Source organism: Neobacillus rhizosphaerae (assembly GCF_937468385.1).
Lineage (GTDB): Bacteria > Bacillota > Bacilli > Bacillales > Cytobacillaceae > Neobacillus > Neobacillus rhizosphaerae.
On record NZ_CALBWS010000026.1, the window covers coordinates 57621 to 83671 of the forward strand.

Annotated in this window: 32 protein-coding genes and 1 pseudogene; 26 read left to right on the top strand and 7 right to left on the bottom strand. The window is 39.8% G+C overall.

Annotated features, from left to right (window positions below; all coding sequences use genetic code 11):
- Positions 1-153: 153 nt before the first annotated feature.
- The gene (locus M5A78_RS17750) at positions 154-345 is read right to left on the bottom strand and encodes a YqzH family protein (RefSeq protein WP_248736616.1); all 192 of its coding nucleotides are present in this window, start codon (positions 343-345) and stop codon (positions 154-156) included.
- A 165-nt stretch (positions 346-510) separates the two neighbouring features.
- Between M5A78_RS17750 and M5A78_RS17755 the strand changes: the two genes are divergently transcribed.
- Positions 511-1770 (top strand): Y-family DNA polymerase, encoded by a 1260-nt coding sequence (locus tag M5A78_RS17755; protein WP_248736617.1) that lies wholly within the window; start codon positions 511-513, stop codon positions 1768-1770.
- Positions 1771-1788: 18 nt separating this feature from the next.
- Positions 1789-2124 carry a YolD-like family protein gene (locus M5A78_RS17760; protein WP_248736618.1) on the top strand — a complete coding sequence of 112 codons (336 nt, stop codon included), beginning with the start codon at positions 1789-1791 and terminating at the stop codon, positions 2122-2124.
- A 48-nt stretch (positions 2125-2172) separates the two neighbouring features.
- On the opposite strand, the gene M5A78_RS17765 is transcribed toward M5A78_RS17760, so the two are convergent.
- On the bottom strand, positions 2173-2379 hold the full coding sequence (locus tag M5A78_RS17765; protein WP_248736619.1) for a CDGSH iron-sulfur domain-containing protein: 207 nt from the start codon (positions 2377-2379) through the stop codon (positions 2173-2175).
- Between the two features lie 150 nt (positions 2380-2529).
- On the opposite strand from M5A78_RS17765, the gene M5A78_RS17770 reads away from it, so the two are divergent.
- A complete protein-coding gene (locus tag M5A78_RS17770; protein ID WP_248736620.1) occupies positions 2530-2871 on the top strand; it encodes an iron-sulfur cluster biosynthesis family protein in 342 nt (113 codons plus the stop codon).
- Positions 2872-2884: 13 nt separating this feature from the next.
- Here the strand turns inward: M5A78_RS17770 and M5A78_RS17775 are convergent, their stop codons facing one another.
- The 3 genes from M5A78_RS17775 to M5A78_RS17785 form a co-directional block, all read right to left on the bottom strand.
- Complete coding sequence (locus M5A78_RS17775; RefSeq protein ID WP_248736621.1) at positions 2885-3805, bottom strand: alpha/beta hydrolase; 921 nt, start codon at positions 3803-3805, stop codon at positions 2885-2887.
- A gap of 133 nt (positions 3806-3938) precedes the next feature.
- Positions 3939-4079 carry a hypothetical protein gene (locus M5A78_RS17780; protein WP_248736622.1) on the bottom strand — a complete coding sequence of 47 codons (141 nt, stop codon included), beginning with the start codon at positions 4077-4079 and terminating at the stop codon, positions 3939-3941.
- 79 nt (positions 4080-4158) lie between these two features.
- Positions 4159-5064, bottom strand: a complete 906-nt coding sequence (locus tag M5A78_RS17785) for a hydroxymethylglutaryl-CoA lyase (RefSeq protein ID WP_248736623.1) — start codon at positions 5062-5064, stop codon at positions 4159-4161.
- Positions 5065-5210: 146 nt separating this feature from the next.
- Here M5A78_RS17785 and M5A78_RS17790 point away from each other — a divergent pair, with 146 nt between their 5' ends.
- From M5A78_RS17790 to M5A78_RS17805, 4 genes are all read left to right on the top strand, one after another.
- On the top strand, positions 5211-6398 hold the full coding sequence (locus tag M5A78_RS17790) for an acetyl-CoA C-acetyltransferase (protein WP_248736624.1): 1188 nt from the start codon (positions 5211-5213) through the stop codon (positions 6396-6398).
- Between the two features lie 29 nt (positions 6399-6427).
- Positions 6428-7117, top strand: a complete 690-nt coding sequence (locus M5A78_RS17795) for a CoA transferase subunit A (protein ID WP_248736625.1) — start codon at positions 6428-6430, stop codon at positions 7115-7117.
- Positions 7118-7141: 24 nt separating this feature from the next.
- Positions 7142-7810, top strand: coding sequence for a 3-oxoacid CoA-transferase subunit B (locus M5A78_RS17800; protein WP_248736626.1), 669 nt, complete (start codon positions 7142-7144; stop codon positions 7808-7810).
- Between the two features lie 104 nt (positions 7811-7914).
- Positions 7915-8169, top strand: a complete 255-nt coding sequence (locus tag M5A78_RS17805) for a YqkE family protein (protein WP_248736627.1) — start codon at positions 7915-7917, stop codon at positions 8167-8169.
- A gap of 33 nt (positions 8170-8202) precedes the next feature.
- Here M5A78_RS17805 and M5A78_RS17810 read toward each other — a convergent pair whose 3' ends face one another.
- Both M5A78_RS17810 and mciZ read right to left on the bottom strand, forming a co-directional pair.
- Positions 8203-9114: an aldo/keto reductase gene (locus M5A78_RS17810; protein WP_248736628.1), complete on the bottom strand. Its 912-nt coding sequence runs from the start codon at positions 9112-9114 to the stop codon at positions 8203-8205.
- A 64-nt stretch (positions 9115-9178) separates the two neighbouring features.
- Positions 9179-9310, bottom strand: coding sequence for a Z-ring formation inhibitor MciZ (gene mciZ / locus M5A78_RS17815; RefSeq protein ID WP_248736629.1), 132 nt, complete (start codon positions 9308-9310; stop codon positions 9179-9181).
- Between the two features lie 73 nt (positions 9311-9383).
- On the opposite strand from mciZ, the gene M5A78_RS17820 reads away from it, so the two are divergent.
- The 19 genes and pseudogenes from M5A78_RS17820 to M5A78_RS17910 all read left to right on the top strand — a co-directional run.
- Positions 9384-9938, top strand: a complete 555-nt coding sequence (locus M5A78_RS17820) for an NUDIX hydrolase (RefSeq protein ID WP_248736630.1) — start codon at positions 9384-9386, stop codon at positions 9936-9938.
- Complete coding sequence (locus M5A78_RS17825; protein WP_248736631.1) at positions 9935-11098, top strand: endonuclease Q family protein; 1164 nt, start codon at positions 9935-9937, stop codon at positions 11096-11098. Before M5A78_RS17820 ends, M5A78_RS17825 begins: the two co-directional genes overlap by 4 nt.
- A 133-nt stretch (positions 11099-11231) precedes the next feature.
- Entirely contained in the window at positions 11232-11879 is a 648-nt protein-coding gene (spoIIM, locus tag M5A78_RS17830) for a stage II sporulation protein M (RefSeq protein WP_248736632.1), read from the top strand.
- Positions 11880-11987: 108 nt separating this feature from the next.
- Complete coding sequence (fur, locus tag M5A78_RS17835) at positions 11988-12452, top strand: ferric iron uptake transcriptional regulator (protein ID WP_248736633.1); 465 nt, start codon at positions 11988-11990, stop codon at positions 12450-12452.
- A gap of 143 nt (positions 12453-12595) precedes the next feature.
- Positions 12596-12823: a YqzK family protein gene (locus tag M5A78_RS17840; RefSeq protein WP_248736634.1), complete on the top strand. Its 228-nt coding sequence runs from the start codon at positions 12596-12598 to the stop codon at positions 12821-12823.
- 5 nt (positions 12824-12828) lie between these two features.
- Positions 12829-13722 (top strand): site-specific tyrosine recombinase XerD, encoded by an 894-nt coding sequence (xerD, locus tag M5A78_RS17845; RefSeq protein WP_248736635.1) that lies wholly within the window; start codon positions 12829-12831, stop codon positions 13720-13722.
- Between the two features lie 225 nt (positions 13723-13947).
- Positions 13948-15132 carry a phosphopentomutase gene (gene deoB, locus M5A78_RS17850; protein WP_248736636.1) on the top strand — a complete coding sequence of 395 codons (1185 nt, stop codon included), beginning with the start codon at positions 13948-13950 and terminating at the stop codon, positions 15130-15132.
- A 15-nt stretch (positions 15133-15147) separates the two neighbouring features.
- Positions 15148-15969 (top strand): purine-nucleoside phosphorylase, encoded by an 822-nt coding sequence (locus M5A78_RS17855; RefSeq protein WP_248736637.1) that lies wholly within the window; start codon positions 15148-15150, stop codon positions 15967-15969.
- 33 nt (positions 15970-16002) lie between these two features.
- Positions 16003-17307: a pyrimidine-nucleoside phosphorylase gene (locus M5A78_RS17860; RefSeq protein WP_248736638.1), complete on the top strand. Its 1305-nt coding sequence runs from the start codon at positions 16003-16005 to the stop codon at positions 17305-17307.
- Positions 17308-17453: 146 nt separating this feature from the next.
- On the top strand, positions 17454-18626 hold the full coding sequence (locus tag M5A78_RS17865; protein WP_248736639.1) for a D-alanyl-D-alanine carboxypeptidase family protein: 1173 nt from the start codon (positions 17454-17456) through the stop codon (positions 18624-18626).
- A 182-nt stretch (positions 18627-18808) separates the two neighbouring features.
- The gene (gene spoIIAA / locus M5A78_RS17870; protein WP_248736640.1) at positions 18809-19159 is read left to right on the top strand and encodes an anti-sigma F factor antagonist; all 351 of its coding nucleotides are present in this window, start codon (positions 18809-18811) and stop codon (positions 19157-19159) included.
- Positions 19160-19600, top strand: a complete 441-nt coding sequence (gene spoIIAB / locus M5A78_RS17875) for an anti-sigma F factor (protein WP_248736641.1) — start codon at positions 19160-19162, stop codon at positions 19598-19600.
- A gap of 12 nt (positions 19601-19612) precedes the next feature.
- Positions 19613-20371: an RNA polymerase sporulation sigma factor SigF gene (gene sigF / locus M5A78_RS17880; RefSeq protein WP_248736642.1), complete on the top strand. Its 759-nt coding sequence runs from the start codon at positions 19613-19615 to the stop codon at positions 20369-20371.
- Positions 20372-20490: 119 nt separating this feature from the next.
- The gene (locus M5A78_RS17885; protein ID WP_248736643.1) at positions 20491-21114 is read left to right on the top strand and encodes a stage V sporulation protein AA; all 624 of its coding nucleotides are present in this window, start codon (positions 20491-20493) and stop codon (positions 21112-21114) included.
- The gene (locus M5A78_RS17890; RefSeq protein WP_248736644.1) at positions 21101-21529 is read left to right on the top strand and encodes a stage V sporulation protein AB; all 429 of its coding nucleotides are present in this window, start codon (positions 21101-21103) and stop codon (positions 21527-21529) included. Before M5A78_RS17885 ends, M5A78_RS17890 begins: the two co-directional genes overlap by 14 nt.
- A 38-nt stretch (positions 21530-21567) precedes the next feature.
- On the top strand, positions 21568-22173 hold the full coding sequence (locus M5A78_RS17895; RefSeq protein ID WP_319942316.1) for a stage V sporulation protein AE: 606 nt from the start codon (positions 21568-21570) through the stop codon (positions 22171-22173).
- Complete coding sequence (locus M5A78_RS17900) at positions 22124-23605, top strand: spore germination protein (protein ID WP_248736646.1); 1482 nt, start codon at positions 22124-22126, stop codon at positions 23603-23605. Before M5A78_RS17895 ends, M5A78_RS17900 begins: the two co-directional genes overlap by 50 nt.
- Before the next feature lie 310 nt (positions 23606-23915).
- Positions 23916-25220: a diaminopimelate decarboxylase gene (gene lysA, locus M5A78_RS17905; protein ID WP_248736647.1), complete on the top strand. Its 1305-nt coding sequence runs from the start codon at positions 23916-23918 to the stop codon at positions 25218-25220.
- A gap of 542 nt (positions 25221-25762) precedes the next feature.
- A pseudogene (locus M5A78_RS17910) lies at positions 25763-26051 on the top strand (transposase); the annotation flags it as partial.

Sequence of the window (26051 nt, forward strand, 5' to 3'; positions counted from 1 at the left end):
AAACACTTGTGGTTAGTTCATTTCCTATTTCGCATAAATTCAACTACGTCTCTGTCTGTGCCAACAGCTTGCCAATCGACAAGTTTCCATTTATCTCAGTCGGTTCAGTCCAGCTCTTATGTCACTGAACAGGGTGCTTGCGCTTTTCTAATCTCACCCTGTTAAAAACTCATACACTATATCATTCACAACCTCGTATAAATCCGCAGTTGGTTCTTCTTCTTTTATTTGAAAAATCCGCTTTGTTAGCTCTTCCAAATCCTTTTCACCAATAGGCATTGAATCTGACTCGTAATACTGTTTAAAACAGTTTACGATCATTTTGTTAATCAGCTTTTTCTCCATGGAAATGCACCTCATCCACTATTATACCGCTTTTTCAGCTAATCTCTATATGGAAACTTGTGAAAAAATTCCATTGAATAAGAACGCATATTCGCTTATGATGATGAATATAATAAAAAAAGAACAAATGTTCGTTTTTCTGAGTCGGTTTTTGGAGGGAAAGTTATGGTTGATTACAGCATGGTACCGAAAAATAAGATTTTATGTGTGGACATGAAGAGCTTCTATGCCAGCTGTTCCGCTGTCATGCTTGGCCTGGATCCTCTCACCTGTTATTTAGTTGTGGCTGGGAATAAGGAACGGCAGGGAAGTGTCGTACTTGCCGCTTCGCCACGCATGAAAAAAGAGTTTGGCATCAAAACGGGCTCACGGCTGTTTGAGATTCCCCAGGATTCCCGGATTCAAGTTGTCGAGCCCAAAATGGCAACCTATTTGCGCATTGCCACAGAAATCTCTCGTGTTTTTAACCGCTATGTGCCAAAAGAAGCCATCCATGTCTATAGCGTCGATGAAAGCTTTATTAAAGTCGATGGTACTATCCATTTGTGGGGGGATGCCTATACCATTGCCGAAAAAATAAAGAATGATATTGAGCGGGAATTTCAGCTGCCGTGTGCGGCTGGGATTGGCCCCAATATGTTACTGGCGAAGCTTTGCTTGGACCTTGATGCAAAGAATAAAGGAATTGCTGAATGGACGTATGAGGATGTGCAGGCAAAGCTTTGGAACGTATCGCCGCTTAGGGAAATGTGGGGAATCGGCAGGCGTGTGGAAAAAACATTAAATGGCATGGGTATCTTCACGGTTGGTCAGTTGGCCCGCTATGATTTAGAAAAGTTGGAAAAGAAATTCGGCATTATGGGCAACCAACTTTATTATCATGCTTGGGGAGTTGACCTTTCCGATTTGGGGGCACCAATCATAAAAGGACAAATCAGCTTCGGAAAAAGCCAAATTCTGTTAAGGGATTATAAAGAGGAAACGGAAATTAAGGCTGTCATTTTAGAAATGTGTGAGGAAGTCGCCCGAAGAGCGAGGACGCATCGAAAGGCAGGGAGAACGATAAGTCTTGGAATCGGCTACAGCCAAGATGAATTTGGCGGCGGCTTTCACCGTTCCAGAACGATCCAGCAGCCAACAAATGAGACGATGGAACTTTACCGTGTCTGTCTTGAATTGCTTCATGAGCATTATACGGGAAAGACGGTAAGACAAATTTCGCTTGCCATCGCAAATATAGTCGATGACCAAGAGCTTCAGCTCGATCTTTTTGACACGGGTGCCTATAAGAGGCGGGAACTTGGTTATGTAGTCGATTCTGTCCGCAGGCGCTTTGGCTCAGGTGCCCTATTGCGCGCTGTTTCTTATACGGCTGCTGGAACTGCTAAACACCGGGCGACACTTGTTGGTGGACATAAAATGTAACGAAAGAAGGAGTGGCGTATGATTCGCGACCGCGGAAGAATCAAATGGACGTCGATGATGCTTCCTGAGCATGTGAAACTACTCAGGGATTGGGTAAAAGAAGATCGGTTCGAACAGAAAAGAGAAATGGATGAGCAACAGCTGGAGCTCATGAATGAGACCTTAACTGAAGCGATTGAATTTGATCAATTCGTTACGATTACCCATTATCGGAAACGTAACTATGAAATAGTGATTGGAAAAATCCATTACTGGGATGAACTGACGCAAAGGCTTCATGTTGTAGACCGTTTTGAAGAAGTGCACTGGATTCCAATAGATGCGATTGCCGACATCAGGCTGACGGATTTGTGAAGCAGAGAAAAGAGCGGCCTCAAAATCGGAAAGCCGCTCACCTTAATCTTATTCTGCTTTTGGAACCCGAACTTGGGATTCAAAATTCCCTTTATGCGAGCCGTCGCAAAAAGGTTTGTTATTAGACTGTCCACAACGGCAAAGAGAAAAGGAAGGCTTTGTTGTATAGACATTGCCTTCGCCATCAAGCAATTCTACATCACCCGTAATTCTAAGTGAACCATTATCATTTACTTTGATTTGAACTTTTGACATAACTAGCACCCCTTTAAAAAATGTTCGTACTAACTTTGAGATTAACTGGAATAACAGGAAAACGCAAACAAAAAGCTAAAAGCAAAAAAATAAGCAGCCCTTACAGCATGTGATACAATCATCATATGCTAGAAAAGGGGTGCGATTAAAGTGGAAATAAATATAACAGCGGCAGCAATAGAAAAAATAAATGAGAGAACCGAAGGTAGAAAAGGCTACTTAAAACTAAAATACGATACAGACGGCTGCGGATGTGCGGTAAACGGAGTTGTAGCCTTGTGGTTTGTTCCAGAAATAGCTGATGATGAAATCGCGATTGAAACAAATGACAGAACGGTTTACGTAGAAAAATCAAAAATGATTTTCTTTGACGAGCAAATGAAAATTGATTTTTCTCAAGTAGCCAATTGCTTTCAACTAAAAAGCCCGCAACAAATCTTAAATGGCCATATGAGCCTAATCATGAAAGAAAAAACAGACTGTTCCATATAAACAGTCTGTTTTATTAACTAGGCAAAGCAGGGTCGACATATTTCTGTAAAAATTCATCAATAACTCGTTCATAATCAGCACGGTTTTCGTTAAAAGACTGGGCATGCCGTCCATTTTCCGCAATATACAGCATTTTAGGTCCCTTTTTGTGCTCAAATAAATCTCTCGACATAGATGGCAAAATAAAATCATCTTTCCGACTATGGATAAATAGGACCGGATGTTTGATGTTTTCAATCACTGATATTGGCGAAACATTTCGAATCGAATATTTGTCCCGAAGGCGTAAAAGAGCATCCCCAATTGGAAGTAGGATTCCAGGGATAAGCTTGAAGTCTTTTTTGATGAGATAAGCAAGTTGTTCTTTGAAATCAGAAAATGGGCAATCGGCAATATAGAAATCTGCGCCATCCTCGAGAAGTCCGGCGTATAAAAGCATGGTAGCAGCCCCCATCGATTCTCCGTGAATCCCAAGTTCAAGATCCGGACCCTTTTCTTTTTTGAGCCAGTCAACCACTGTTTTTAAATCGAATTTTTCATAATGACCGAAGCTGGTCGTTTTCCCGCCAGATTCCCCGTGACGGCGATGGTCGTAAATCAAGGCATTAAATCCGCGCTCTAAAAAAAGGTTTGCGTATTTAATCGAATTAATTTTCGTTTCAGTCACACCATGAGAAATTATGATAAAGCGGTTGGTCCCGTGTGGTTCGACTAGAAGGGCTTTAATCGTGTATCCAAAGGGTGAAGGAATATCTACGTCTCGCTTTGGTAATGATTCGAATTCATCTGGATTATACCTGCCAGCTTCCTTTTCTCGCTTTATAATCAATTCCTCATCCTTCTTTTTCATATACATCAGACGGTTTGTAAAATACAAACCGAGAGATAACCAGAAAAACAACAACACAAACAGAGCTCGAAATGCCTTTTTCAAAAATTGGCACCTCCTGAAGTTGGTTTATATAACATATGAAAAACAAATTCTCTCCGCCCATAAATTAACCGTTTTTATTTTAACATGAAAAAAGCCGCTGACACCAATGAGCGGCTTTGAGTTTGAGGATCATTTACTGCTCTGAGTTTTGTCTTTTCGTCGGGTGGAGGGCCTTTTCGAGTTCCTCAGCAGCAATCATCCGCTTACCGCCACCAGCTGAATCTGCATAGTTTTTTCCTTGTTGGCTGTTTCCTTTATCACGTTTTTGGCTCATAATCTTGGGCTCCCTTCATGATGGTTTCATTTAATAAGATGGATTAAAAGAATACTGATTATTCACGAAAAAATTGAATTTAGACCGTTTGGGTATGAAGTCGATAATAGCCAGTGTCAATTTGTCTTGTAAGATAGGGGCGAACGACTTCGATGGCATCCATCAGTTTATAAAGGTCCACACCCGTATTAATTCCCATCCGCTCAAGCATGTAAACTACGTCCTCCGTGGCTGCATTTCCAGCGGCTCCAGGTGCAAATGGACAGCCGCCAAGACCTCCGGCAGATGTGTCAAACCGATCGATTCCGGCTTGAAGGGAAGCAAAAATATTGGCTAGGGCAAGCTTGCGTGTGTCATGAAAATGGGCGGTTAAAAGGGTTTCAGTGAATTCCGCCTTTAATTGGGAAAACAAAGAAAAGGCTTCATTCGGTGCCGCCATCCCAATCGTATCGGCCACACTTAATTCATCGACGCCCGACTCTACAAATTCACGGCAGAGGGCTAATGTATCACTTTCATTGGTTTTTCCCTCATAAGGACAATAAAATGCAGTCGAAATGCAGGCGCGGACAAAATAGTTCTTTTCTTTTAGCTCAAGGATGATTGGCTTCAGCTCCGCCATACTATCCCGAGTTGTTTTGTTAATATTTTTCAAATTAAAGGTATTGCTGACACCGACAAACACGGCAACGGCCTGACAGTTGGAAGAATAGACACGGTCAACTCCTTTACGGTTTGGGGCTAACACGATGTTTTTTGTCTTCTCATCGAGGCAGTCAGCCACAATTTCGGCAGCATCCCCCATTTGCGGCACCCATTTCGGTGATACAAACGAAGTCAGCTCCATTTCTTTCAGTCCAGCATTCCTTAATCCACTGATAAATTGCTTTTTTATGTCAGTTGGTACGAATAACTTTTCATTTTGCAGACCATCTCGTGGGCCTACCTCGATAATCGTCACTTTTTTAGGTAAAGTAAGCATCATTTTTCCCCTCCTATATTCATACTTTCATTGTAGTGTTGGTGAATTCAAAAAATCAAGAATAATAGAAATTTTGACAAAATAAGAGGATTTTTTGTATTTTCACTAGAACTAGTAATTGTAAACTAGCTTGAAAAGGAGAGAAGGATATGAGTCAAACCGAAGTAGTCATTGTTAGTGCCGTTCGTACGGCATTGGGAAATTTTAATGGCAGCTTAAAAAATGTTTCAGCACCTGAATTAGGTGCAACAGTCATCAAAGGGGCACTTGAACAGGCAGGGGTAAAGCCAGATCAAGTGGATGAAGTAATTATGGGGAATGTGCTTCAAGCTGGATTAGGGCAAAATCCGGCACGGCAGGCAGCCATTAAAGCGGGTATTCCTGAAAGCGTTTCCTCGATGACGATTAATAAGGTTTGTGGCTCCGGGCTGAAGGCGGTTCACCTGGCAACGCAAGCTATTTTAGCAGGAGATGCCGAAATAGTAGTCGCTGGGGGGATGGAAAATATGAGCCAGGCACCCTACCTTTTGAAAAATGCTCGTGATGGTTTTAAAATGGGGGATCAAACATTAGTCGACACGCTGACATCCGATGGCCTTACATGTATTTTTAACGACTATCATATGGGGATTACCGCAGAAAACTTAGCGAGTAAATACTCCATTACGCGAGAAGAGCAGGATGAATTTTCTGCATGGAGCCAGGAGAAAGCAGTTAATGCCATTGAAGAAGGAAAATTCATGGATGAGATTGTTCCAGTTGTGATTCCACAGCGCAAAGGTGAACCTATCATCTTTGAAACCGATGAATATCCGAAAAAAGGAACAACTGCGGAAAAATTGGCCAGCTTGCGTCCAGCCTTTAAAAAGGACGGAAGCGTAACGGCAGGTAATGCCTCTGGAATCAATGACGGCGCTGCTGCTGTCGTAGTAATGAGTAAGAAAAAGGCGGAAGAACTAGGACTGAAGCCATTAGTAATAATTAAAGCAAACGCAAGTGCAGGGGTAGACCCTAGCATCATGGGAATCGGGCCAGTTCCAGCGGTGAGAAAGGCACTTGAAAAGGCAGCTGTTTCCGTGGAAAATCTTAACTTAATCGAAGCAAATGAAGCGTTTGCGGCACAGTCTTTAGCCGTTGATCGTGAACTTCATTTTAATAAAGAAATTCTAAACGTAAATGGCGGTGCCATCGCACTTGGTCATCCAATTGGAGCAAGCGGTGCGAGAATTCTTGTTACCTTAATCCATGAAATGAAACGAAGAAATGCGGGCGTTGGATTAGCTACACTTTGTATCGGCGGAGGGCAAGGGGTTGCAACGATTGTTGAGCTAGCGTAAAACCTTAATTTGAGGGGGAGAAAGTAAAAATGAAGAAAATTTGTACATCCTTCCAGGATGCGGTTGTTGATATTCAGGATGGGGCTACATTAATGGTTGGCGGATTTGGTTTATGCGGCATCCCAGAAAACTTGATTGTAGCATTAGCAGAAAAAGGCGTGAAGGATTTAACGGTTATTTCCAATAACTGTGGGATTGATGAGTGGGGTTTAGGCCTTCTATTAAATAATAAGCAAATCAAAAAAATGATTGGCTCCTATGTGGGTGAAAATAAAGAGTTTGAGAGACAGGTTTTAACAGGGGAACTTGAAGTAGAATTAACACCACAAGGCACATTAGCTGAAAAAATACGGGCCGGCGGTGCCGGAATTCCAGCATTTTATACACCAGCCGGGGTAGGGACTCCGATTGCTGAAGGGAAAGAAACGAAGGATTTTAACGGAAGAGAATATTTATTAGAAGAGGCACTGACAGCCGATTTTAGTTTAGTAAGGGCATGGAAGGGCGACAAAATGGGAAATCTCGTGTACCACAAAACAGCGCGAAACTTTAATCCGATGATTGCGGCGGCGGGAAAAGTGACGATTGCCGAAGTGGAGGAACTTTATGAAATTGGCGAACTGGATGCTAATTTTATTCATACCCCTAGCATTTATGTTCAAACAATTATTGAGGGGAAACAGGAAAAACGAATTGAGAGATTGACAGTCAGAACCTAGAGTTTGGGGAAGGGAGAGAGAGCAATGGCAAATGAAAAGGTTTCTGTTAGAGAGAGAATTGCGATCAGGGCAGAAAAGGAAATAGAAAACGGCTTTTATGTAAACCTAGGCATCGGAATGCCAACCCTTGTTGCCAATTACATGTCAGAAAATAAGCAGGTTGTCTTGCAATCGGAAAATGGCCTTTTAGGGATTGGTCCATATCCTCACGAAGATGAGGTGGATCCAGATTTAATTAATGCAGGCAAGGAGACGGTCACGGCCATTAGTGGTGCAGCCTATTTTGATAGTGCCGAATCGTTTGCAATGATTCGCGGCGGACATGTCAATTTGGCCATTCTTGGTGGAATGGAAGTATCGGAAACAGGAGACCTGGCAAACTGGATGATTCCAGGAAAGATGATTAAAGGTATGGGCGGAGCAATGGACCTTGTTCATGGTGCCCGGAAAATAATTGTCATTATGGAGCACGTAAATAAAAAAGGTGAATCGAAAATATTAAAACAATGCACTCTGCCGTTAACAGGAGAAGGAGTAGTCAACCGGATTATCACGGAGCGCGCGGTTATGGATGTAACCGATTCTGGGCTAAGGCTCGTGGAAGTGGCCGTAGGATATACAGTAGAGGATGTCGTTAATTCGACTGAAGCCGCATTGCATGTGGATGAAAACGTTAAATTAGAAGTATATTAATAGTGAAGGCAGGCTGCCCAATGGATAGCCTGCCTTTTTATGTTAGGACTATTAGGTGAAATGGTATAATAGGGATAGCATTTTGATTATGGAGGGCTTTTAGAATGAAAAAACAAAAGAAACAAATAAATCAATCTAAACCAAAAAAAGAAGAGTCAGCGGTAACGCTTAAAGATTTGATTGATCCAAAATTAATGAAGCTGCTAAAAGAGCAGCAAGATCAGCTTAAGGTCGAGGAAGAAAGAAGAAAAGAAGAGGAAGAGCAAAGAAAACGGGAAGAAAGACGATTAAAAGAAAAAAACAAGTCGTTTGAAGAACTTTTAAACGATAGCGGGATGAACTGGAAGGAATTTAAATAGATTATCAAAAAAGGAGAGTGAAGAACTCTCCTTTTATCGATGTTCTTTATACATACTTGCCTTCGTTATTTCTTTAATCATGGTAACTTCAGCATCTGTCAGTGGGTTACTATTGACCGCCTCTGCATTACTCCTAATCTGTGCCGGGCTGCTGGCACCAACTACAACAGAGGCCACCGTAGGGTTTGCCAGATTATAGTGCAGGGCAACTTCTGTAAACGAACGGGAAGCAGCCACTCTGTTTTTTAACAACGGGAAAATCTCGCTTAATTCTTCATATGTGTAATCCAGATAGCCTTTTTCAGAAGCCTTTCCTAGTAGCTTATCACTTAACAATCCCTTGGCAAGCGGCCCGCGGGTGACAACGCTAATGCCGTGTTCGTGAAGCTGCGGTAATACCTCTTCTTCAGGACGGCGGTCTAGGATGCTGTATTGCATCATCACGGACACAATGCTGGATTTCTTTACATATTCTCGAATCACATTTGGGCGAATCGATGAGATGCCATAATAACGAATAATACCTTCTGCTTTCAATTCTTCAAAGGCTTCAATTGTCTCCTCAATCGGGTCTTCGAGCGTACCACCATGTAATTGATATAGATCAATATAGTCGGTCCCAAGCCGCTTTAGGCTATTTTTTACTTCTTCCTTTATATATGCTTTGGAAGGGTCCCACATCCAGCCAGTTTTGTCTGGACTCCAGCGGTTCCCGACCTTCGTCGCTATAATGACTTGATCCCGTACATCCTTTACTGCCTTACCGACAAATTTTTCGTTTTCACCAAAATCATATAAATTCGCAGTATCAAAATAATTAATTCCCTCCTCAAGAGCAGCTTCAATTATTTTTCTAGCAGCTTTTTCTTCGGCCCCAATTGACATGCAGCCCAGGCCTAACTCGGTCACGAACAAATCTGAATTTCCTAGTCTTCTCTTTTTCAAAAAATCACCCCGTCCTTTTTCTACAATTTTATAAAAGAACAGGAAAGACTACAAATTGAAGACCTTATTTTTTTGAAGCATTTAGTATCCAATCAGAAACTAAAGAATAATCTTTGTTATATTCTTTAAGCTTCTGAAGAATCTCCCACCCCTTACCGACAAGGATTATTCCCTTCTCATGCACATACACCTTCATCCCATACCCCTCCAATTAAAGTATGGTAAAATGTATGAGCAGATCATATTGTCTTAGAACAGGAGTGAAAGTTATGTCCAAACTCGAAGAAAAAACGCTCCATAGTGAGGAGATTTTTACCGGAAAAGTAATTAGCCTCCACTTACAGGATGTGGAACTTCCAAATGGTAAACAGTCGAAAAGAGAAATTATCAAACATCCTGGGGCTGTCGCTATTCTGGCGATTACTGATGACAATAAAATTGTAATGGTCGAACAATATCGGAAAGCATTGGAACGTACCATTGTTGAAATCCCTGCTGGAAAACTTGAAAAAGGGGAAGAACCTGCCCTCTGTGCCCGCCGTGAATTAGAAGAAGAGACGGGTTATGAGTGCGAGACCCTTGAATTACTAACATCCTTCTATACTTCACCAGGATTTGCCGATGAAATTGTACATGTATTTCTAGCAAAAGGACTAACGAAAAAAGAAAATGCTGCTGCCCTTGACGAAGACGAGTTTGTCAATCTTGAGGAATTAACACTCAAAGATGCCATCCAATATATAAAGGAACAAAAAATCTATGATGCTAAAACAGCATACGCGGTCCAATACTTACAATTACAAGAGGCAATAGGTCAGAAATGAAGAATTACTATGTAGATTTACATATACATATCGGACGAACTTGGACCGGGAAGCCGGTCAAAATCACGGGGGCCAAGTCGCTAACGTTTACGAATATCATTGAACATGCCCGACATGAAAAAGGGCTCAATATGGTTGGAATTATTGACAGCCATTCACCTGAAGTCATTCTTGAAATGGAGAGCCTGATTGAAAGCGGAGAAATCTTTGAACATCAGGACGGTGGTTTGGTGTTTGGAGATTTAACTATTATCCCTGGTTCGGAATTGGAGATTTATGATGAACAAAGCAACGGCCCGATTCATCTGCTTTGTTATTTTCCGAACCTTTCTATTATGAAAGAGTTTTCCTCGTGGCTGTCTGGTCATTTGAAAAATATTCAATTGAGTTCACAAAGAATTTACGTAACGGGTCTCGTTTTGCAAAAGAAAGTAAAAGCTTTAGGTGGTATTTTTATTCCTGCTCATGTGTTCACGCCCTTCAAAAGTTTATATGGGAAAGGAGTAAATCATTCACTAACAGAGGTATTGGACCCAGATTTGATTGATGGGATTGAACTTGGATTAAGTTCGGATACCAAAATGGCAGATCAAATAAAAGAATTACACGATTATACATTTGTAACCAACTCTGATGCCCATTCCTTGGCGAAAATTGCCCGTGAATATCAAGTAATTGCGATGAAGGAACCAACATTTAAGGAATTACAAAAAGCATTAAAAAAGAAAGAGGGCCGAAAAATCGTCAGTAATTATGGTCTTGATCCATTGCTTGGTAAATATCATAAAACCGTTTGTACGGAATGTTTACACCCAGCTGTCGAAGAAGATCAAATATGCACCCTGTGCGGAAATAAAAAGATTATTAAAGGGGTAGCCGATCGAATCCTTGAACTAAAGACAGCGGAGTCAAGTCCAGAAGGGCGGCCGCCCTATGTTCATCAAGTACCGCTGGAATTTATTCCAGGCCTTGGACCCAGGTTACTAGAGAAGCTAGTCAATCATTTTGGGTCGGAAATGGCGATTGTGCACGAAGTTCCATATGAGGCATTAAAAGAAGTTGTCCCACCTAAAATCGCCGACTTCGTAATGAAGGCAAGAGAAGGGAAAGTCAACCTAGCAGCTGGCGGCGGGGGAAAATACGGAAAAATCGCCGATTAAAAAAATCGAAATATAACCCGATAGCATTAGGCTATCGGGTTTTTATTATTCAATCTATTAAAATTGGTCATAGAATAACTAGACTGGCATAGAATGTATAAACTGACCTGAGAATAGTAGGAGGAAACTTGAGATGAAAAAACGATTGTACCAGTCCGATGCCGCTAGTTATTTCCGTGAGCATTCCTCAATTTTTTTGTTTATTGTTGTTTTATTTTTAATGGGAGTCATCTTTGGAGCTATCGTAGTTAATAGCATGAGCATTACACAGAAGGAAGATTTATTCTACTATCTATCGCAGTTTTTTGGTCAAGTCTCTGACGGTAAGGTGTCTGAAGACAGCGATCTATTTTTGCAAAGCTTTTCTCACAACAGTAAGTTTATTGGGCTAATGTGGATACTGGGAATTTCTATTATCGGCCTTCCTGTTATTCTTATTCTCCTGTTTATAAAAGGAATGGTAGTCGGGTTTACGGTTGGTTTTCTAGTAAGTCAAATGGGTTGGCATGGTTTTATGCTAGCATTTGTATCGATTATGCCACAAAATTTGATTACCATCCCCGTGTTTATTCTGATGGCTGCATTCTCAGTCATCTTCTCACTGAGAATGATTAAAAAGCAGTTTATGAAAAAATATGCCCAGCCAATTATGCCGTTCTTTAAAGGATATATTTTAACGTTGATTGCTGCTGTAATTTTAATATCGGTTGCATCTGGGATTGAAGCCTATCTATCACCATGGTTAATGAAAACAATTATCACATCAACGAATTTAAAATAAATATTAAATAATATAGATTATAAATTGTTGTTTATAATAATTTTATTTTGAATCTCTTTTCTCATCTGTTATAATGAGAATTAACAGTGGCGAGGGAGGGACTTCGGGTTGGAAACTAGAATTGAAAGAATTAAGAAACAGTTGCATTCAGCTAGTTATAAACTAACACCACAGCGTGAAGCAACCGTTCGAGTTTTACTAGAAAATGAAGAGGATCATTTAAGTGCGGAAGATGTGTACCTCCTCGTAAAAGAAAAATCGCCAGAAATTGGTTTAGCAACTGTTTATCGAACGTTGGAATTGCTAACGGAATTAAAAATTGTTGATAAAATTAATTTTGGTGATGGGGTTTCCCGTTATGATCTTCGCCAGGAAGGTGCGGCCCATTTCCACCATCATCTTGTTTGTATTGAATGCGGTGCCGTTGATGAAATTCAAGAGGATTTACTTGAAGATGTGGAAGCAGTGGTTGAACGAAGATGGAATTTTAAAATAAAAGATCATCGCCTCACCTTTCATGGGATTTGTTACCGTTGCCAGGATAAACAAAATGAGGATGACAAAACTGAATAACGTTTGCGAGTCCTTTTACTGAAAAGGACTTTTTATTTTGCTGCATTCTTTATATAATTCCCCCTTTTTCCTTATGACAAGGTATAAACCTTGTACAATTTGGCATACCATTTACTAGAATAATGAAAAATGGGGGAAGCAAAATGATCTCACTTATAAAAATAGCTCTGCAAACCTTAAAGGTTTTTATAATATTCACTGGATGCACGATTCTCTTTTATTATGGTATCATGTGGGTATCTGAAGAATATCAAAATTATCATCGCTTTGATGAACCTGAAGGATCTGCGGTAAAGGTTTCAAATACAGTAAATGAAAAAAGTTCCTACTTGTTGGATCGGCTGATGTTGTTTTATTTAAATGGGGAGTAAATGCGATGGAAGAACAAGTAAAGAATTTCATGGATTACTTAATAATTGAAAAAGGTTTAGCAAAGAATACAATCCTGTCCTATGAGCGAGATTTAAAAAGCTATCTTCATTATTTAAAAAACGGGGAATCTATCCTATCATTAAATGTAGTAAAGCGTGTGCATATTGTTCATTTTTTAAGTTTTTTAAAAGAACAGGGGAAATCAGCAAAAACAATTGCAAGACATGTTGCCTCAATTCGTGCGTTTCATCAATTTTTATTACGGGATAAAGCAACAGATCAAGATCCATCAGTCCTTATCGAAACACCAAGATTTGAAAGATCCATACCAAAAGTGTTGAGTTTACAAGAAGTTGAAACACTTTTGGATGCACCCAAGCATAATGATCATTACGGAATTAGGGACAAAGCAATGCTTGAACTCCTCTATGCGACTGGAATCCGTGTTAGTGAATTAATTGGTCTTGATATCGATAATGTCCACCTCGCTATGGGCTTTGTCCGCTGTCACGGCAAAGGAAATAAAGAACGAATTATTCCGATTGGACGAACAGCAGCTGATTCTCTTAAACATTTTTTAGATGTTGGCAGACCCCAGTTTGTTAGCCAAAAGCACCTGGATAATGCTTTATTTTTAAACCATCAAGGTAAAAGGCTATCCCGCCAAGGATTTTGGAAAATATTGAAAAAGTTAGCTAGGGAAGCTGGGATCGAAAAAGAGCTTACACCACATACTCTTCGCCACTCTTTTGCGACCCACCTATTAGAAAATGGTGCTGATTTAAGGGCAGTTCAAGAAATGTTAGGTCACGCAGATATATCAACAACACAAATCTATACTCATGTAACGAAAACAAAGTTAAAGGATGTTTATAGTAAATTTCATCCCCGAGCCTAATAGAATGGTAGTTTTTATGTAACATTCACAAAAGTGTCAAAAAGCTACCAGAAATTTTGGTGGCTTTTTTCTTGTAATTTCGAAAACATTTAGTAAAATAGAGATGTCAGACTTCTGACAAATAGGTTCATTTTTTTGGTTAATCTTATTTCAACAGGGCAACATAGTGATGCGATTATTTCATTATTTGCAAACGTTTTCTATTGATAAAGGAGGAAGAATTGTATGGTTGCAAGTACATATAAACGAATTTTTATCATCGTAATGGATTCGGTTGGTATTGGGGAAGCACCTGATGCAGAAAAGTTTGGTGACAAAGGGGCAGATACCTTTGGCCATATTGCGGAGAGAATGAATGGTCTAAATATGCCAAACATGGCGAAGTTGGGTTTAAGCAATATCCGCGAAATCAAGGGAATTGAAAAATCAACTAAACCGTTAGGATATTATACAAAAATGATGGAGGCTTCTAACGGAAAAGATACAATGACAGGCCACTGGGAAATTATGGGCCTAAATATTCAAACTCCTTTCCGTGTGTTTCCTGAAGGGTTTCCAGAAGAGCTTGTTTCTGAATTAGAAAAACGTACAGGTCGAAAAATTATTGGCAATAAACCTGCCAGTGGTACAGAAATTCTCGATGAGATGGGCGAAGAGCATATGAAAACGGGGGCATTGATTGTCTATACATCAGCTGACTCCGTGCTTCAAATTGCTGCACATGAAGAAATTGTCCCACTCGAGGAGCTCTATAAAATTTGTAAAATTGCTCGTGAATTAACACTTGATGAAAAGTATATGGTTGGACGTGTGATTGCCCGCCCATTCTTGGGGGAAACAGGAAACTTTAAACGTACTTCGAATCGTCACGATTATGCATTAAAGCCGTTTGACCGGACTGTTATGAGTGAATTAAAGGATGCAGGCCTTGATGTAATTGCCATTGGGAAGATTTCCGATATTTATGATGGTGAAGGCGTAACGAAATCTCTGAGAACAATTTCTAATATGGATGGTATGGATAAGCTAGTTGAGACCTTTGATATCGATTTTACAGGTATTAGCTTTGTAAATCTTGTGGATTTTGATGCACTTTACGGACATCGCCGTGACCCTAAAGGATACGGGAATGCGCTTGAAGAATATGATGCTCGCTTGCCTGAAGTGTTTGCAAAAATGAAAGATGATGACTTGTTAATGATTACAGCAGACCACGGAAATGATCCTGTTGCGCCGGGTACCGACCATACACGTGAATATGTTCCGTTGCTTGTTTACTCAAAGAGTATGGTAGAAGGAAAGGAACTTCCGTTACGAGAAACCTTTGCTGACCTTGGGGCAACCGTTGCTGAAAACTTCAATGTAAAATTGCCGAACTACGGTAAAAGCTTTTTAAATGAATTGAAATAAGGAAGGGGAATGAGCATGAACTTTGAAAATATTGCAAATGCAGCAGGTTTTTTGAAAGGAAAATATCCTAGTACACCTAAGTTAGGTCTTATTTTAGGATCAGGTCTAGGTGTCCTTGCAGAAGAAATTGAGAACCCAGTAAAAATTCCATACAATGAAATTCCAGATTTTCCTGTTTCTACAGTTGAAGGGCATGCCGGACAACTTGTTTTTGGTTTACTAAATGGTATAGAGGTTGTTGCTATGCAAGGCCGTTTCCATTTCTATGAAGGATATAGTATGGAGAAAGTCACTTTTCCAGTTCGCGTCATGAAAGAGCTAGGAGTAGAAATGTTAATCGTCACAAATGCTGCAGGTGGAGTAAACGAAAGCTTTGAACCTGGAGATTTAATGCTTATTTCAGATCACATTAACAATATGGGGACCAATCCGTTAATTGGCCCGAATGATTCCCATTTCGGTGTCCGTTTCCCAGATATGTCTGAAGCGTATTCGAAAGAATTACGGGCTTCTGCTAGAGAAATTGCCGACCGTTTAAACATCAATGTGAAAGAAGGTGTTTATTTTGGTAATCCGGGACCAGTCTATGAAACACCAGCAGAAATACGGATGGTCAGGGTTATGGGTGGTGACGCCGTTGGAATGTCTACGGTACCTGAAGTAATTGTGGCACGTCACAGCGGAATGAAGGTTCTTGGTATTTCATGTATTTCTAATATGGCAGCTGGAATTCTTGATCAGCCACTAACACATGATGAAGTTATTGAAACAACTGAAAAAGTAAAAGCAGACTTCCTTTCATATGTTAAAGAAATTGTAAAAAATATCACGAAATAAATTGACTATTACTATAACGAAGTGGTGATAAATATGAGAATGGTTGACCTAATTGAGAAAAAACGTGACGGGCAGGAATTATCAACAGAAGAAATTAATTTTATTATTACTGGTTATACAGATGGTTCTATTCCAGATTATCAGGTAAGTGCGTTAACAATGGCTATCTTTTTTAAAGGGATGACTGAAAAAGAAAGAGCCGATTTAACGATGGCGATGGTTGAATCAGGAGATCAGATTGATTTATCGCAAATCGAGGGCATTAAAGTTGATAAGCATTCAACAGGTGGCGTTGGTGATACCACTACACTTGTTCTTGGACCACTTGTAGCTGCACTAGATGTACCAGTTGCAAAGATGTCCGGTCGAGGCTTAGGTCATACGGGCGGAACCATTGATAAATTAGAAGCGGTTAAAGGCTTCCATGTTGAAATTGAAAATGATGAATTTATCGATCTTGTCAATAAAAATAAGATTGCGGTCATTGGACAAAGCGGGAACTTAACACCTGCCGATAAAAAGCTATATTCACTAAGGGACGTAACTGCCACTGTCAATAGCATTCCGCTTATCGCTAGTTCTATCATGAGTAAAAAAATTGCCGCTGGTGCTGATGCAATTGTTCTTGATGTTAAAACAGGCGCTGGTGCCTTTATGAAGACACTTGATGATTCACGAGAATTGGCCAAAGCAATGGTGCGCATTGGTAATAACGTCGGCAGAAGAACCATGGCTGTTATTTCCGATATGAGCCAGCCGCTTGGATATGCGATAGGTAATGCGCTTGAAGTGAAAGAAGCGATTGATACCTTAAAAGGTGAAGGTCCGGAGGATTTAACAGAACTTTGTTTAACACTTGGCAGTCACATGGTTTACTTAGCTGAAAAGGCTGATTCATTAGCAGAAGCACGTACCTTGCTTGAAAATGTCATAAAAGATGGTTCTGCACTTGATAAATTAAAAGTATTTTTAAGTTCTCAAGGCGGGGATGCCTCAATTGTTGATGATCCTTCTAAAATGCCACAAGCAAAATATATCTTTGAACTTGAAGCAAAAGAAGATGGTTATGTTTCAGAAATCGTTGCAGATGAGGTTGGCACGGCAGCAATGATCCTAGGAGCAGGACGAGCAACAAAAGAATCTGTCATTGATCTTGCTGTAGGTCTTGTTTTAAGAAAGAAAATTGGCGACCAAGCCAAAAAAGGCGAATCATTAGTAACCATATACAGCAATTTTGAAAATGTAGATGAAGTAAAACAAAAGCTTTACGACAATATCAAAATTTCCACAGCAAAAATAGAAGCACCAATCCTCGTCCACGAGGAAATAACCGAATAAAATAATTTTGTCTAGGGTGTCAGGCACCATGTGAAAAATTCACATGGTGCCTGACACCCTTTTTTTTATTAAAACGGAGGAAAAAATTGTATAAGATTGGTGGTTTTGGAAAAAATGGAGGCTATAAAGAATGGAGGGTTATGTGAATGAAACGATTTGTCTCTTTATTAATGACATCTTTATTACTTACATGCTTATTTAGCCCATCGGCTTTTGCTGCTGAAGAGAAGAAGAGTTCTGAAGTTGTCAGTAATGTGAAATCCGCTATCTTAATAGAGCGTGATACTGGAAAAGTCCTCTACGAGAAAAATAGTAAGGAAGAACTGCCACCAGCGAGTATGACAAAGATTATGACCATGCTTTTGATCATGGAAGCAATTGATAAAGGAAAGCTTACTTGGAATGAAAAAATACGTACAAGCGAGTACGCAGCCTCTATGGGTGGTTCTCAAATTTTCCTTGAACCTGGTGAAGAAATGACGACAAAGGAGATGTTAAGAGGAATTGCAATTGGCTCAGGAAATGATGCTTCTGTTGCGATGGCTGAAAGAATTGCAGGGTCAGAGGAAGCCTTTGTTGACAAGATGAATGAAAAAGCAAAAGAACTAGGCCTTAAGCATACTTTCTTTAAAAATACGACAGGACTTCCCGTTAGTGGGCATTTTAGTTCAGCATCAGATATGGCGATGATGGCTAAAGAGCTACTTAAATATGATGAGATTACAAAATTTACAGGTATGTATGAAGCCTACCTCCGCGAAAATACGGACAAAAAGTTCTGGCTAGTTAACACGAATAAATTGGTGCGTTTTTACCCAGGAGTGGACGGTTTAAAAACTGGTTTTACTGCTGAAGCTAAATACTGCTTAACGGCCACGGCGCAAAAAGATGGCATGCGTGTGATTGCAGTAGTCTTTGGTGCTCCGACATCAAAGGAAAGAAATGCACAAGTGACCAAGATGCTAAATTATGCCTTTAGTCAATACCAGACACATCCAATGTTTAAGCGAAATCAAACCATCGGTCAGGCAAAAGTAAGTAAAGGGCAGGAAAAGTCTGTTGATGCTGTTACTAGTGAACCACTTTCTTTGTTAACAAAAAAAGGTGAAAAGACAGAAGATGTAAAACAAAAAATTGTTTTGCAAAAAAATCTAAATGCCCCGATTTCAAAAGGGGATAAGGTAGGAAGTATTAAGCTAATAAAGGACGGAAAGGTTATTCTCGAAAGTCCTATAGTCGCGAGGAAAGAGGTTAAGGAAGCAGGTTGGTGGAAACTTTATAAGCGTTCATTTGGAATGTTTACAAAAGCAGGGAAGTAAATTTTATCCCCCGAAGTCCGTTAGTCGATACGTTGTTTATGGGCGCTTCCACTTTTCATTGTCGAAATGTCATAGTACGTAACTACTTTTAGCGAAATACGACTAGTTTTGTAATTATAGAAGGAAATTGCCGCTTGAGAAGCGAATTGACTCACTATACCAGAATAAGGAGGCCAGGGATAGTGAGTCTTAACATTGAATTAGAAACAAGAAATGATGTTTTATGTATTCGCTTAAGCGGTGAATTGGATCATCATACCGCAGATGAACTTCGAGAACAAGCGACAGCAGTTATTGAAAAAAATGATATTCGTCATATTGTCTTGAATCTGGAACACCTTTCTTTCATGGATAGCTCTGGATTGGGTGTTATTTTAGGAAGATACAAACAAATAAAACAGGTGCACGGTGAAATGGTCGTTTGTGCAATTTCCCCTGCAATACAAAGATTATTCGATATGTCTGGTTTATTTAAAATCATTAAAATGGAACCGACTGAGGAATTTGCATTGCAAAGATTGGGGGTTGCATGAATGAAGAATGAAATGAGACTTGAGTTCAGTGCTTTAAGTCAAAATGAGTCGTTTGCCCGTGTAACTGTTGCCGCCTTTATTGCCCAGATTGATCCGAATATGGATGAATTAACAGAGATTAAAACAGTAGTTTCTGAAGCCGTCACAAATGCGATAATCCATGGATATGAAAATGATCCAAACGGGATTATTTATATCCATGTTTCGATAGAGGACAGCTTAATTGATATGTCAATTAAAGATACTGGATTAGGAATTGAAGATGTGGAAGAAGCTCGTCAGCCATTATTTACAACGAAGCCGGATTTAGAGCGATCCGGAATGGGTTTTACCATCATGGAGAATTTCATGGATGAGGTAGAGGTTCTCACACAGCCAGGTAGAGGAACCGAGGTTAGATTACGGAAGCATTTAAATTCCAGCAAAATGCTTTGCAATTAAGGAGACTTGCCGATGGATGTGGAGGTCAAGAACGAAAAAAATCAAACATTTCTTAAGGATCATGAGGTAAAAGAACTCATAAAAAAGAGTCAAGGTGGAGACCAAGGGGCAAGAGATTTAATTGTTGAAAAAAACATGCGTCTCGTTTGGTCTGTCGTCCAACGGTTTCTTAATCGGGGGTATGACCCTGATGATTTGTTCCAAATCGGCTGTATCGGATTATTAAAATCAGTTGATAAGTTTGACCTATCCTATGATGTTAAGTTTTCAACGTATGCCGTACCGATGATTATTGGAGAAATCCAACGATTTATCCGCGATGACGGAACTGTAAAGGTTAGCCGCTCATTGAAAGAGATGGGGAACAAAATCCGGAAAGCGAAGGATGAGTTATCGAAAACATTTGGAAGAACACCTACCGTTAACGAAATCTCAGAGTATCTGGAGCTCACACCAGAAGATGTCATCCTTGCACAAGAAGCAAGCAGAACCCCTTCATCGATTCATGAAACAGTTTATGAAAATGATGGCGACCCGATAACTTTATTAGACCAAATAGATGATGGTAATGAAGGAAAATGGTTTGATAAAATTGCTTTAAAAGAGGCTATTCTTGAATTGGATGAACGGGAAAGACTGATTGTTTATTTACGATACTATAAGGACCAAACTCAATCAGAGGTTGCCCTTAGGCTTGGAATATCTCAGGTTCAAGTTTCAAGACTTGAAAAAAGGATTTTACAGCAAATGAAAGACCGTATGGATCCCTAATCCGTACGGTCTTTCCGTTTTCTATCCAGAACAGGCCATTTTGTCATTTTGTACATGAAATAAGGGCTAATTATCCATACTACTTATACGAGGAAATCATTGTGTGGGAAGTGAATGTTTTGGAAAAAACAATCTACATCCGCATGCGGAATCGTGTTCAAGCTCAGCCGGAAGAAAAATTATTGTTAAAGGATGTTGCCCAAATTATTGCCCCTGAAGCCGTACTTTCACATTTAAAATCAATGATGGTTTATCAATTAACTGAAGGAGATCGAAATATTGTCATCATTGATGTAATGAGGATCATTAATATGATCACCACAAGGTTTGGGGAAATAGAAGTTCAAACCATTGGACCCGCACAAACCATCATAGAAGTGACTAATAAGAAAAAAGGAATATCCATCCCTTTTTTTCTTTTAATATGGTTCCTCTTATTCTTTGGCTCAGCCATGGCGATAATGAATTTTCATGATGATGTTAGCATGCGAAGTGTCCAAGAAAAAATATATACAATTATTACGGGCAAGGTAGAAGCTAAGCCATTCCTTTTTCAAATTCCCTATTCCCTTGGTCTAGGTCTTGGAATGATTTTATTTTTTAATCATGTATTTAAGAAACGGTTAAACGAGGAACCCAGTCCGCTTGAAGTAGAAATGTTTAATTATCAGATGGATTTAGATAATTACGTAATAATTCATGAAAACAAAGAAAGTATGAAACAACTTAATGACGACGATTAAAATTATCACTGTCAGTTTTTTGGGTTTAGCAAGTGGATTGGCCGTTGGTTCAGGATTTGTTGCTTTTCTTACTGTACTTGGGATTATTCCAAGACTGACACAGCTGACCAAAACAATGAAAATGATTCAACAGTATGAATGGGCAGTCGTCTTTGGTGCACTTACAGGGGTGTTTGCAAGCCTAAGAGACCCTGTTTTAAATATTTCACCTTATTTATTGGTCCCATTATTAGGAATCACGGGCGGGATTTTTGTAGGGATGCTGGCAGCCGCTCTTACGGAGGTTTTAAATGTACTGCCGATTCTTGCCAGAAGGATTCGACTGGATGGAGAAATTGTCATCCTAATTACGGCAATCGTTCTAGGGAAGATTCTCGGCTCGATTTTTCAATGGCTTTATTTTGTCCACCAATAAAAAATTTTTCGCGATGGAAAGGACATAAAAGGATGAGTATTCGGAGACGAGTAATTTTAGTTACTGATGGTGATGAATACGCCCAAAAGGCGATTGAGCATGTGGCATTTGAGATTGGAGGACGATGTATCTCTAGTTCACAAAGTAATCCGTCAAAATTAACTGGTCCAGAACTCGTTAAATTAATAAAAAAAACTCCGCATGATCCTGTATTGGTGATGTTTGATGATAGTGGCATTGTAGGTGAGGGTGCTGGTGAAAATGCCTTAAAATATGTTGCTTTGCACGAGGATATCGAGGTATTAGGTGTCATAGCAGTAGCGGCAAAATCAAGACATGAGGAATGGTCAAAAATTGATGTAGGTATCGACCGAAATGGAGAGTTAACTCCATATGGTGTCGATAAATTTGGAATACCAGAACTGGAAATCGGGAGAATAAATGGAGATACCGTATACTGCCTTGATGAATTGGACGTACCTATTATCGTAGGAGTTGGTGACATAGGAAAAATGGCGAGGCATGACTCCTATAAAATCGGTTCACCAATAACGAAAAAAGCGGTCCAGCTAATACTTGAAAGGAGTGGTTTTTATGACAGAAATACAGGACCAAAAATGGCCAATCCCCAAATCCGTGAATGAAATTGAAAATTATATGAAACAACGTGCGGGGCTTGGAATAAGTTTTGATCTAGGAGTCAGGAAATTAAAGATTCTTAAAAAAGATGTTCACATTTACTATGTAAATGGATTATGTGATACCCGTTATATTATTCAACTTATTGAAGAATTAGTAGAAATCAATGATCATGAAAAATTATCAACTGACCTATTTAAGATCATTTATAATCGACTTGTTAATCAATCTGTCGAACAAGTAAAAACGCTTGATAAAGTGGTCGATCAGGTCCTGTCTGGTTTAATCGCTGTTGTAATGGAAGGACAAAACATCGCTCTTGTAGTTGATGTTAGAAGCTATCCAGGTCGAGCGCCCCAAGAGCCGGATACAGAAAAGGTAGTTAGAGGAGCCCGGGATGGGTTTGTTGAAAATATTATTATAAATACTGGTTTAACAAGAAGGAGGATTCGTGACGGTCGGCTTCGTTTTGAGATGCTTAAGGTGGGCAAGCGTTCAAAAACAGATGTAGCCTTAGGTTACTTAGAAGATGTCGCCGATGCAGATTTATTGAATATATTAAGGAAAGAACTAAAAGCCATCGATGTTGATGGAATCCCAATGGCAGATAAAACGATTGAAGAATTTATTGTAAAACAGGGTTGGAATCCTTTTCCAATTGTAAGATATACAGAACGAGCAGATGTAGCAGCAGCACATATATTAGAAGGGCATGTTATTATTTATTGTGACACTTCTCCAAGTGTGATTATCACCCCAACTACATATTTTCATCATGTCCAGCACGCGGAAGAGTTTAGGGAATCACCGGCATCAGGAACTTTTGTACGCTGGACTCGTTTTTTAGGTGTTTTAACGTCGATATATTTACTGCCATTATGGATGTTGTTCGTTTTAGAACCCTCCATGTTACCGGAAAAACTTTCATTTATTGGTCCAAATGAACAAACGAATATTCCAGTTGTTATTCAATTAATTTTAGCTGATTTTGGAATAGAATTCTTACGAATGGCCGCCATTCATACTCCAACTCCTTTATCAACAGCAATGGGTTTAATTGCTGCAGTATTGATTGGACAAATTACGATTGATGTAGGGTTGTTTGTTCCAGAGGTTATCCTTTATGTTGCAGTAGCCGGTATTGGTACATTTACTACTCCAAGCTATGAGTTAGGTGTGGCAAATAAGATTTCTAGAATGACTCTATTGTTATTAGTAGCGGCATTCCATACCCCTGGTTTTGTCATAGGCAGTACCCTGTTGTTTCTCTTTCTTGTTCACATGCGTACCCTTAATACACCGTATTTTTGGCCATTTCTCCCTTTTGAGCCAAAAGGATTTTTACAGATTGTTTTCCGTAGGGCAATTCCGGGTTCATTTCTAAGACCTAGTATTGTTCATCCGAGAAACCGATTCCGGCAGCCACCTAAAGGATAAGGTGAAACTCAATCAGTTGGGGGGTCCACTCTACACTGATTGTTAGTTAAACCAATCGGGCTTTTACGGGCAGTTGATCCTGCACCTTTTCATTTTTAGTTCTATCAAAGTCTTAAAGTCTGATCTTACTTCCCGTTAATGCTGGATAAAAAATAAGAATTTATTGCGGTTTTTTTTTTGTTATGCTAAAGTATTTTTAATTAAATAAAGGAATAAAGGATTTTAAATAGGCAGTTTCTTTTGCGGATTCTGTCTATTATTTATTTACTATCTTTTATGACTGAGAGTCATTACGGAGAGAGGGAAGGGAATGCATTTTTACGGGACAACAGCCATAAATAAAAATGGACATTTAGAAATAGGCGGAGTCGATGCTGTAGAATTAACTCGAGATTTTGGAACTCCCCTATATGTTTATGACGTGGCATTAATGAGAGAAAGAGCGCGGGGATTTAAACAGGCATTTGAAGAACAAAACATAAAGTCTCAAGTCGCTTATGCAAGCAAAGCTTTTTCAACTGTAGCAATGGTGCAGCTTGCTAACGAGGAAGGGTTATCACTTGACGTTGTTTCTGGCGGTGAATTGTATACAGCATTAGCTGCGGGCTTCCCGTCTGAGAGAATTCATTTTCATGGAAATAATAAAAGCAGAGAAGAATTAGAAATGGCCTTGGACAACGGAATTGGCTGCATTGTTGTGGATAATTTTTTCGAAATGGAGCTATTGAAAACGATTTGCCAAAAGAAAAATGTTAACGTCAACATTCTCTTACGGGTTACTCCGGGAATTGAAGCACATACACATGATTACATTTTAACCGGTCAAGAAGATTCGAAATTTGGTTTTGACCTTCAAAATGGCCAAGCAGAAGCAGCATTAAAAACAGCTCTTCAATTTGACTGTTTTGACGTTCTTGGTCTACACTGCCACATTGGTTCGCAAATATTTGAAACCACCGGTTTTTTACTGGCTGCAAAGAAAATAGTGGAACAAATGGCAGGATGGAAAAATGAGCTTGGCTTCGAAGCAAAGGTATTAAACTTGGGAGGCGGCTTTGGCATCCGTTATACAAAAGAAGATGAACCAAAACCACCTTCTCAATATGTGAGTGAAATTATTAGGGAAGTTAAAATATTGACAGAGCAATTTGCTTTAAAGTTGCCAGAAATATGGATTGAACCTGGACGCTCACTTGTCGGTGATGCGGGTATCACCCTTTATCAAGTTGGATCTTCCAAAGAAGTTCCAGGGGTAAGGAAGTATTTAGCTATTGATGGTGGAATGAGTGATAATATTCGGCCTGCTCTTTATCAAGCCAAGTATGAGGCAGTCCTTGCCAATAAACCGTTAGCCCGAACAAGTGAGACGGTGTCGATTGCTGGGAAATGCTGCGAATCAGGAGATATGCTGATATGGGATTTACCTTTGCCCGAAGCAGGTAAAGAAGATATTCTTGCGGTATTTTGCACGGGTGCTTACGGCTATTCCATGTCTAACAACTATAACCGTTTACCCCGTCCAGCCGTTGTTTTTGTTGAAAAAGGGAAAGCCATTTTGGTTGTAAAAAGAGAGTCCTATGAAGACTTAGTTAGACTTGATTTACCATTAAAATAAGAAAAAGCTGCCGTAAAATCGGCAGCTCAGGCTGTCGAAAAACCTTCGACAGCCTTTATTTTTTATGTCACTTTAACATTTCACTGCGTTAATTTATTATAACATTATTAATGCGACATGTCTGTTGGTTTGCGCTCCAGGCGCTTCGCTTTCCGCGGGCGTGCCGGGGAGCCTCCTCGTCACTTCGCTCCTGCGGGGTCTCCCCAGCCCCGTACTCCCGCAGGAGTCTTCGCGCCTTCCGCTCCAATCAACAGGTGCAAATTCAATAATGTCCACACACAACCAAAAAAATAAGTGGTGGAATCTATGTTTAAACCAAGAGAATCTTCCCAAAGTGAATATGAATTTGTGTCTATTGATGAATTAGTTCCTGATTCCATTTAAAGGAAAATGTAAATAAGCATAAATACACGAGAGAAGAAGTTGAAGTAGAAACTCGTGAATACTTTGATGAATTAAACAAGGCTATTGAAGAGGATAGAATAAAGCATGGAAAAAAGCCATTGAAGGAAAAGGTAAGGTTAAATCGCTTATCTAAATCGGGAAAATTGCTTTTTAAATTTAGAAAGGAAAAAATTGAGCGAAGCTTCGCAGACAAAAGAGCTGCATGGGCTTTGCTACTGCCGGTTACGGGGATTAAAGAATGCAAGTGAACAGGCTCTCCTTACAGCAGCCTGCCAAAATATAAAAAAAGATTGCGACACACTTAGCCAGGTTAGAAAAAGTGTGTTGCAATTCTTTAGGTTGATTTGCCACCCTGTTGATTGGAGCGGAGGGCACTCGACTCCTGCGGGAAAGAGAGGTCACGGGAGACCCCGCAGGCGCATATAG

Excerpts from the sequence above, each read along its gene's own strand:
- M5A78_RS17750 (WP_248736616.1), bottom strand. The coding sequence starts at position 345 with ATGGAGAAAAAGCTGATTAACAAAATGATCGTAAACTGTTTTAAACAG.
- M5A78_RS17755 (WP_248736617.1), top strand. The coding sequence starts at position 511 with ATGGTTGATTACAGCATGGTACCGAAAAATAAGATTTTATGTGTGGAC.
- M5A78_RS17760 (WP_248736618.1), top strand. The coding sequence starts at position 1,789 with ATGATTCGCGACCGCGGAAGAATCAAATGGACGTCGATGATGCTTCCT.
- M5A78_RS17765 (WP_248736619.1), bottom strand. The coding sequence starts at position 2,379 with ATGTCAAAAGTTCAAATCAAAGTAAATGATAATGGTTCACTTAGAATT.
- M5A78_RS17780 (WP_248736622.1), bottom strand. The coding sequence starts at position 4,079 with ATGAGCCAAAAACGTGATAAAGGAAACAGCCAACAAGGAAAAAACTAT.
- M5A78_RS17785 (WP_248736623.1), bottom strand. The coding sequence starts at position 5,064 with ATGATGCTTACTTTACCTAAAAAAGTGACGATTATCGAGGTAGGCCCA.
- M5A78_RS17790 (WP_248736624.1), top strand. The coding sequence starts at position 5,211 with ATGAGTCAAACCGAAGTAGTCATTGTTAGTGCCGTTCGTACGGCATTG.
- M5A78_RS17795 (WP_248736625.1), top strand. The coding sequence starts at position 6,428 with ATGAAGAAAATTTGTACATCCTTCCAGGATGCGGTTGTTGATATTCAG.
- M5A78_RS17800 (WP_248736626.1), top strand. The coding sequence starts at position 7,142 with ATGGCAAATGAAAAGGTTTCTGTTAGAGAGAGAATTGCGATCAGGGCA.
- M5A78_RS17805 (WP_248736627.1), top strand. The coding sequence starts at position 7,915 with ATGAAAAAACAAAAGAAACAAATAAATCAATCTAAACCAAAAAAAGAA.
- mciZ (WP_248736629.1), bottom strand. The coding sequence starts at position 9,310 with ATGAAGGTGTATGTGCATGAGAAGGGAATAATCCTTGTCGGTAAGGGG.
- M5A78_RS17820 (WP_248736630.1), top strand. The coding sequence starts at position 9,384 with ATGTCCAAACTCGAAGAAAAAACGCTCCATAGTGAGGAGATTTTTACC.
- M5A78_RS17825 (WP_248736631.1), top strand. The coding sequence starts at position 9,935 with ATGAAGAATTACTATGTAGATTTACATATACATATCGGACGAACTTGG.
- spoIIM (WP_248736632.1), top strand. The coding sequence starts at position 11,232 with ATGAAAAAACGATTGTACCAGTCCGATGCCGCTAGTTATTTCCGTGAG.
- M5A78_RS17840 (WP_248736634.1), top strand. The coding sequence starts at position 12,596 with ATGATCTCACTTATAAAAATAGCTCTGCAAACCTTAAAGGTTTTTATA.
- xerD (WP_248736635.1), top strand. The coding sequence starts at position 12,829 with ATGGAAGAACAAGTAAAGAATTTCATGGATTACTTAATAATTGAAAAA.
- deoB (WP_248736636.1), top strand. The coding sequence starts at position 13,948 with ATGGTTGCAAGTACATATAAACGAATTTTTATCATCGTAATGGATTCG.
- M5A78_RS17855 (WP_248736637.1), top strand. The coding sequence starts at position 15,148 with ATGAACTTTGAAAATATTGCAAATGCAGCAGGTTTTTTGAAAGGAAAA.
- M5A78_RS17860 (WP_248736638.1), top strand. The coding sequence starts at position 16,003 with ATGAGAATGGTTGACCTAATTGAGAAAAAACGTGACGGGCAGGAATTA.
- M5A78_RS17865 (WP_248736639.1), top strand. The coding sequence starts at position 17,454 with ATGAAACGATTTGTCTCTTTATTAATGACATCTTTATTACTTACATGC.
- spoIIAB (WP_248736641.1), top strand. The coding sequence starts at position 19,160 with ATGAAGAATGAAATGAGACTTGAGTTCAGTGCTTTAAGTCAAAATGAG.
- sigF (WP_248736642.1), top strand. The coding sequence starts at position 19,613 with ATGGATGTGGAGGTCAAGAACGAAAAAAATCAAACATTTCTTAAGGAT.
- M5A78_RS17890 (WP_248736644.1), top strand. The coding sequence starts at position 21,101 with ATGACGACGATTAAAATTATCACTGTCAGTTTTTTGGGTTTAGCAAGT.
- M5A78_RS17900 (WP_248736646.1), top strand. The coding sequence starts at position 22,124 with ATGACAGAAATACAGGACCAAAAATGGCCAATCCCCAAATCCGTGAAT.
- lysA (WP_248736647.1), top strand. The coding sequence starts at position 23,916 with ATGCATTTTTACGGGACAACAGCCATAAATAAAAATGGACATTTAGAA.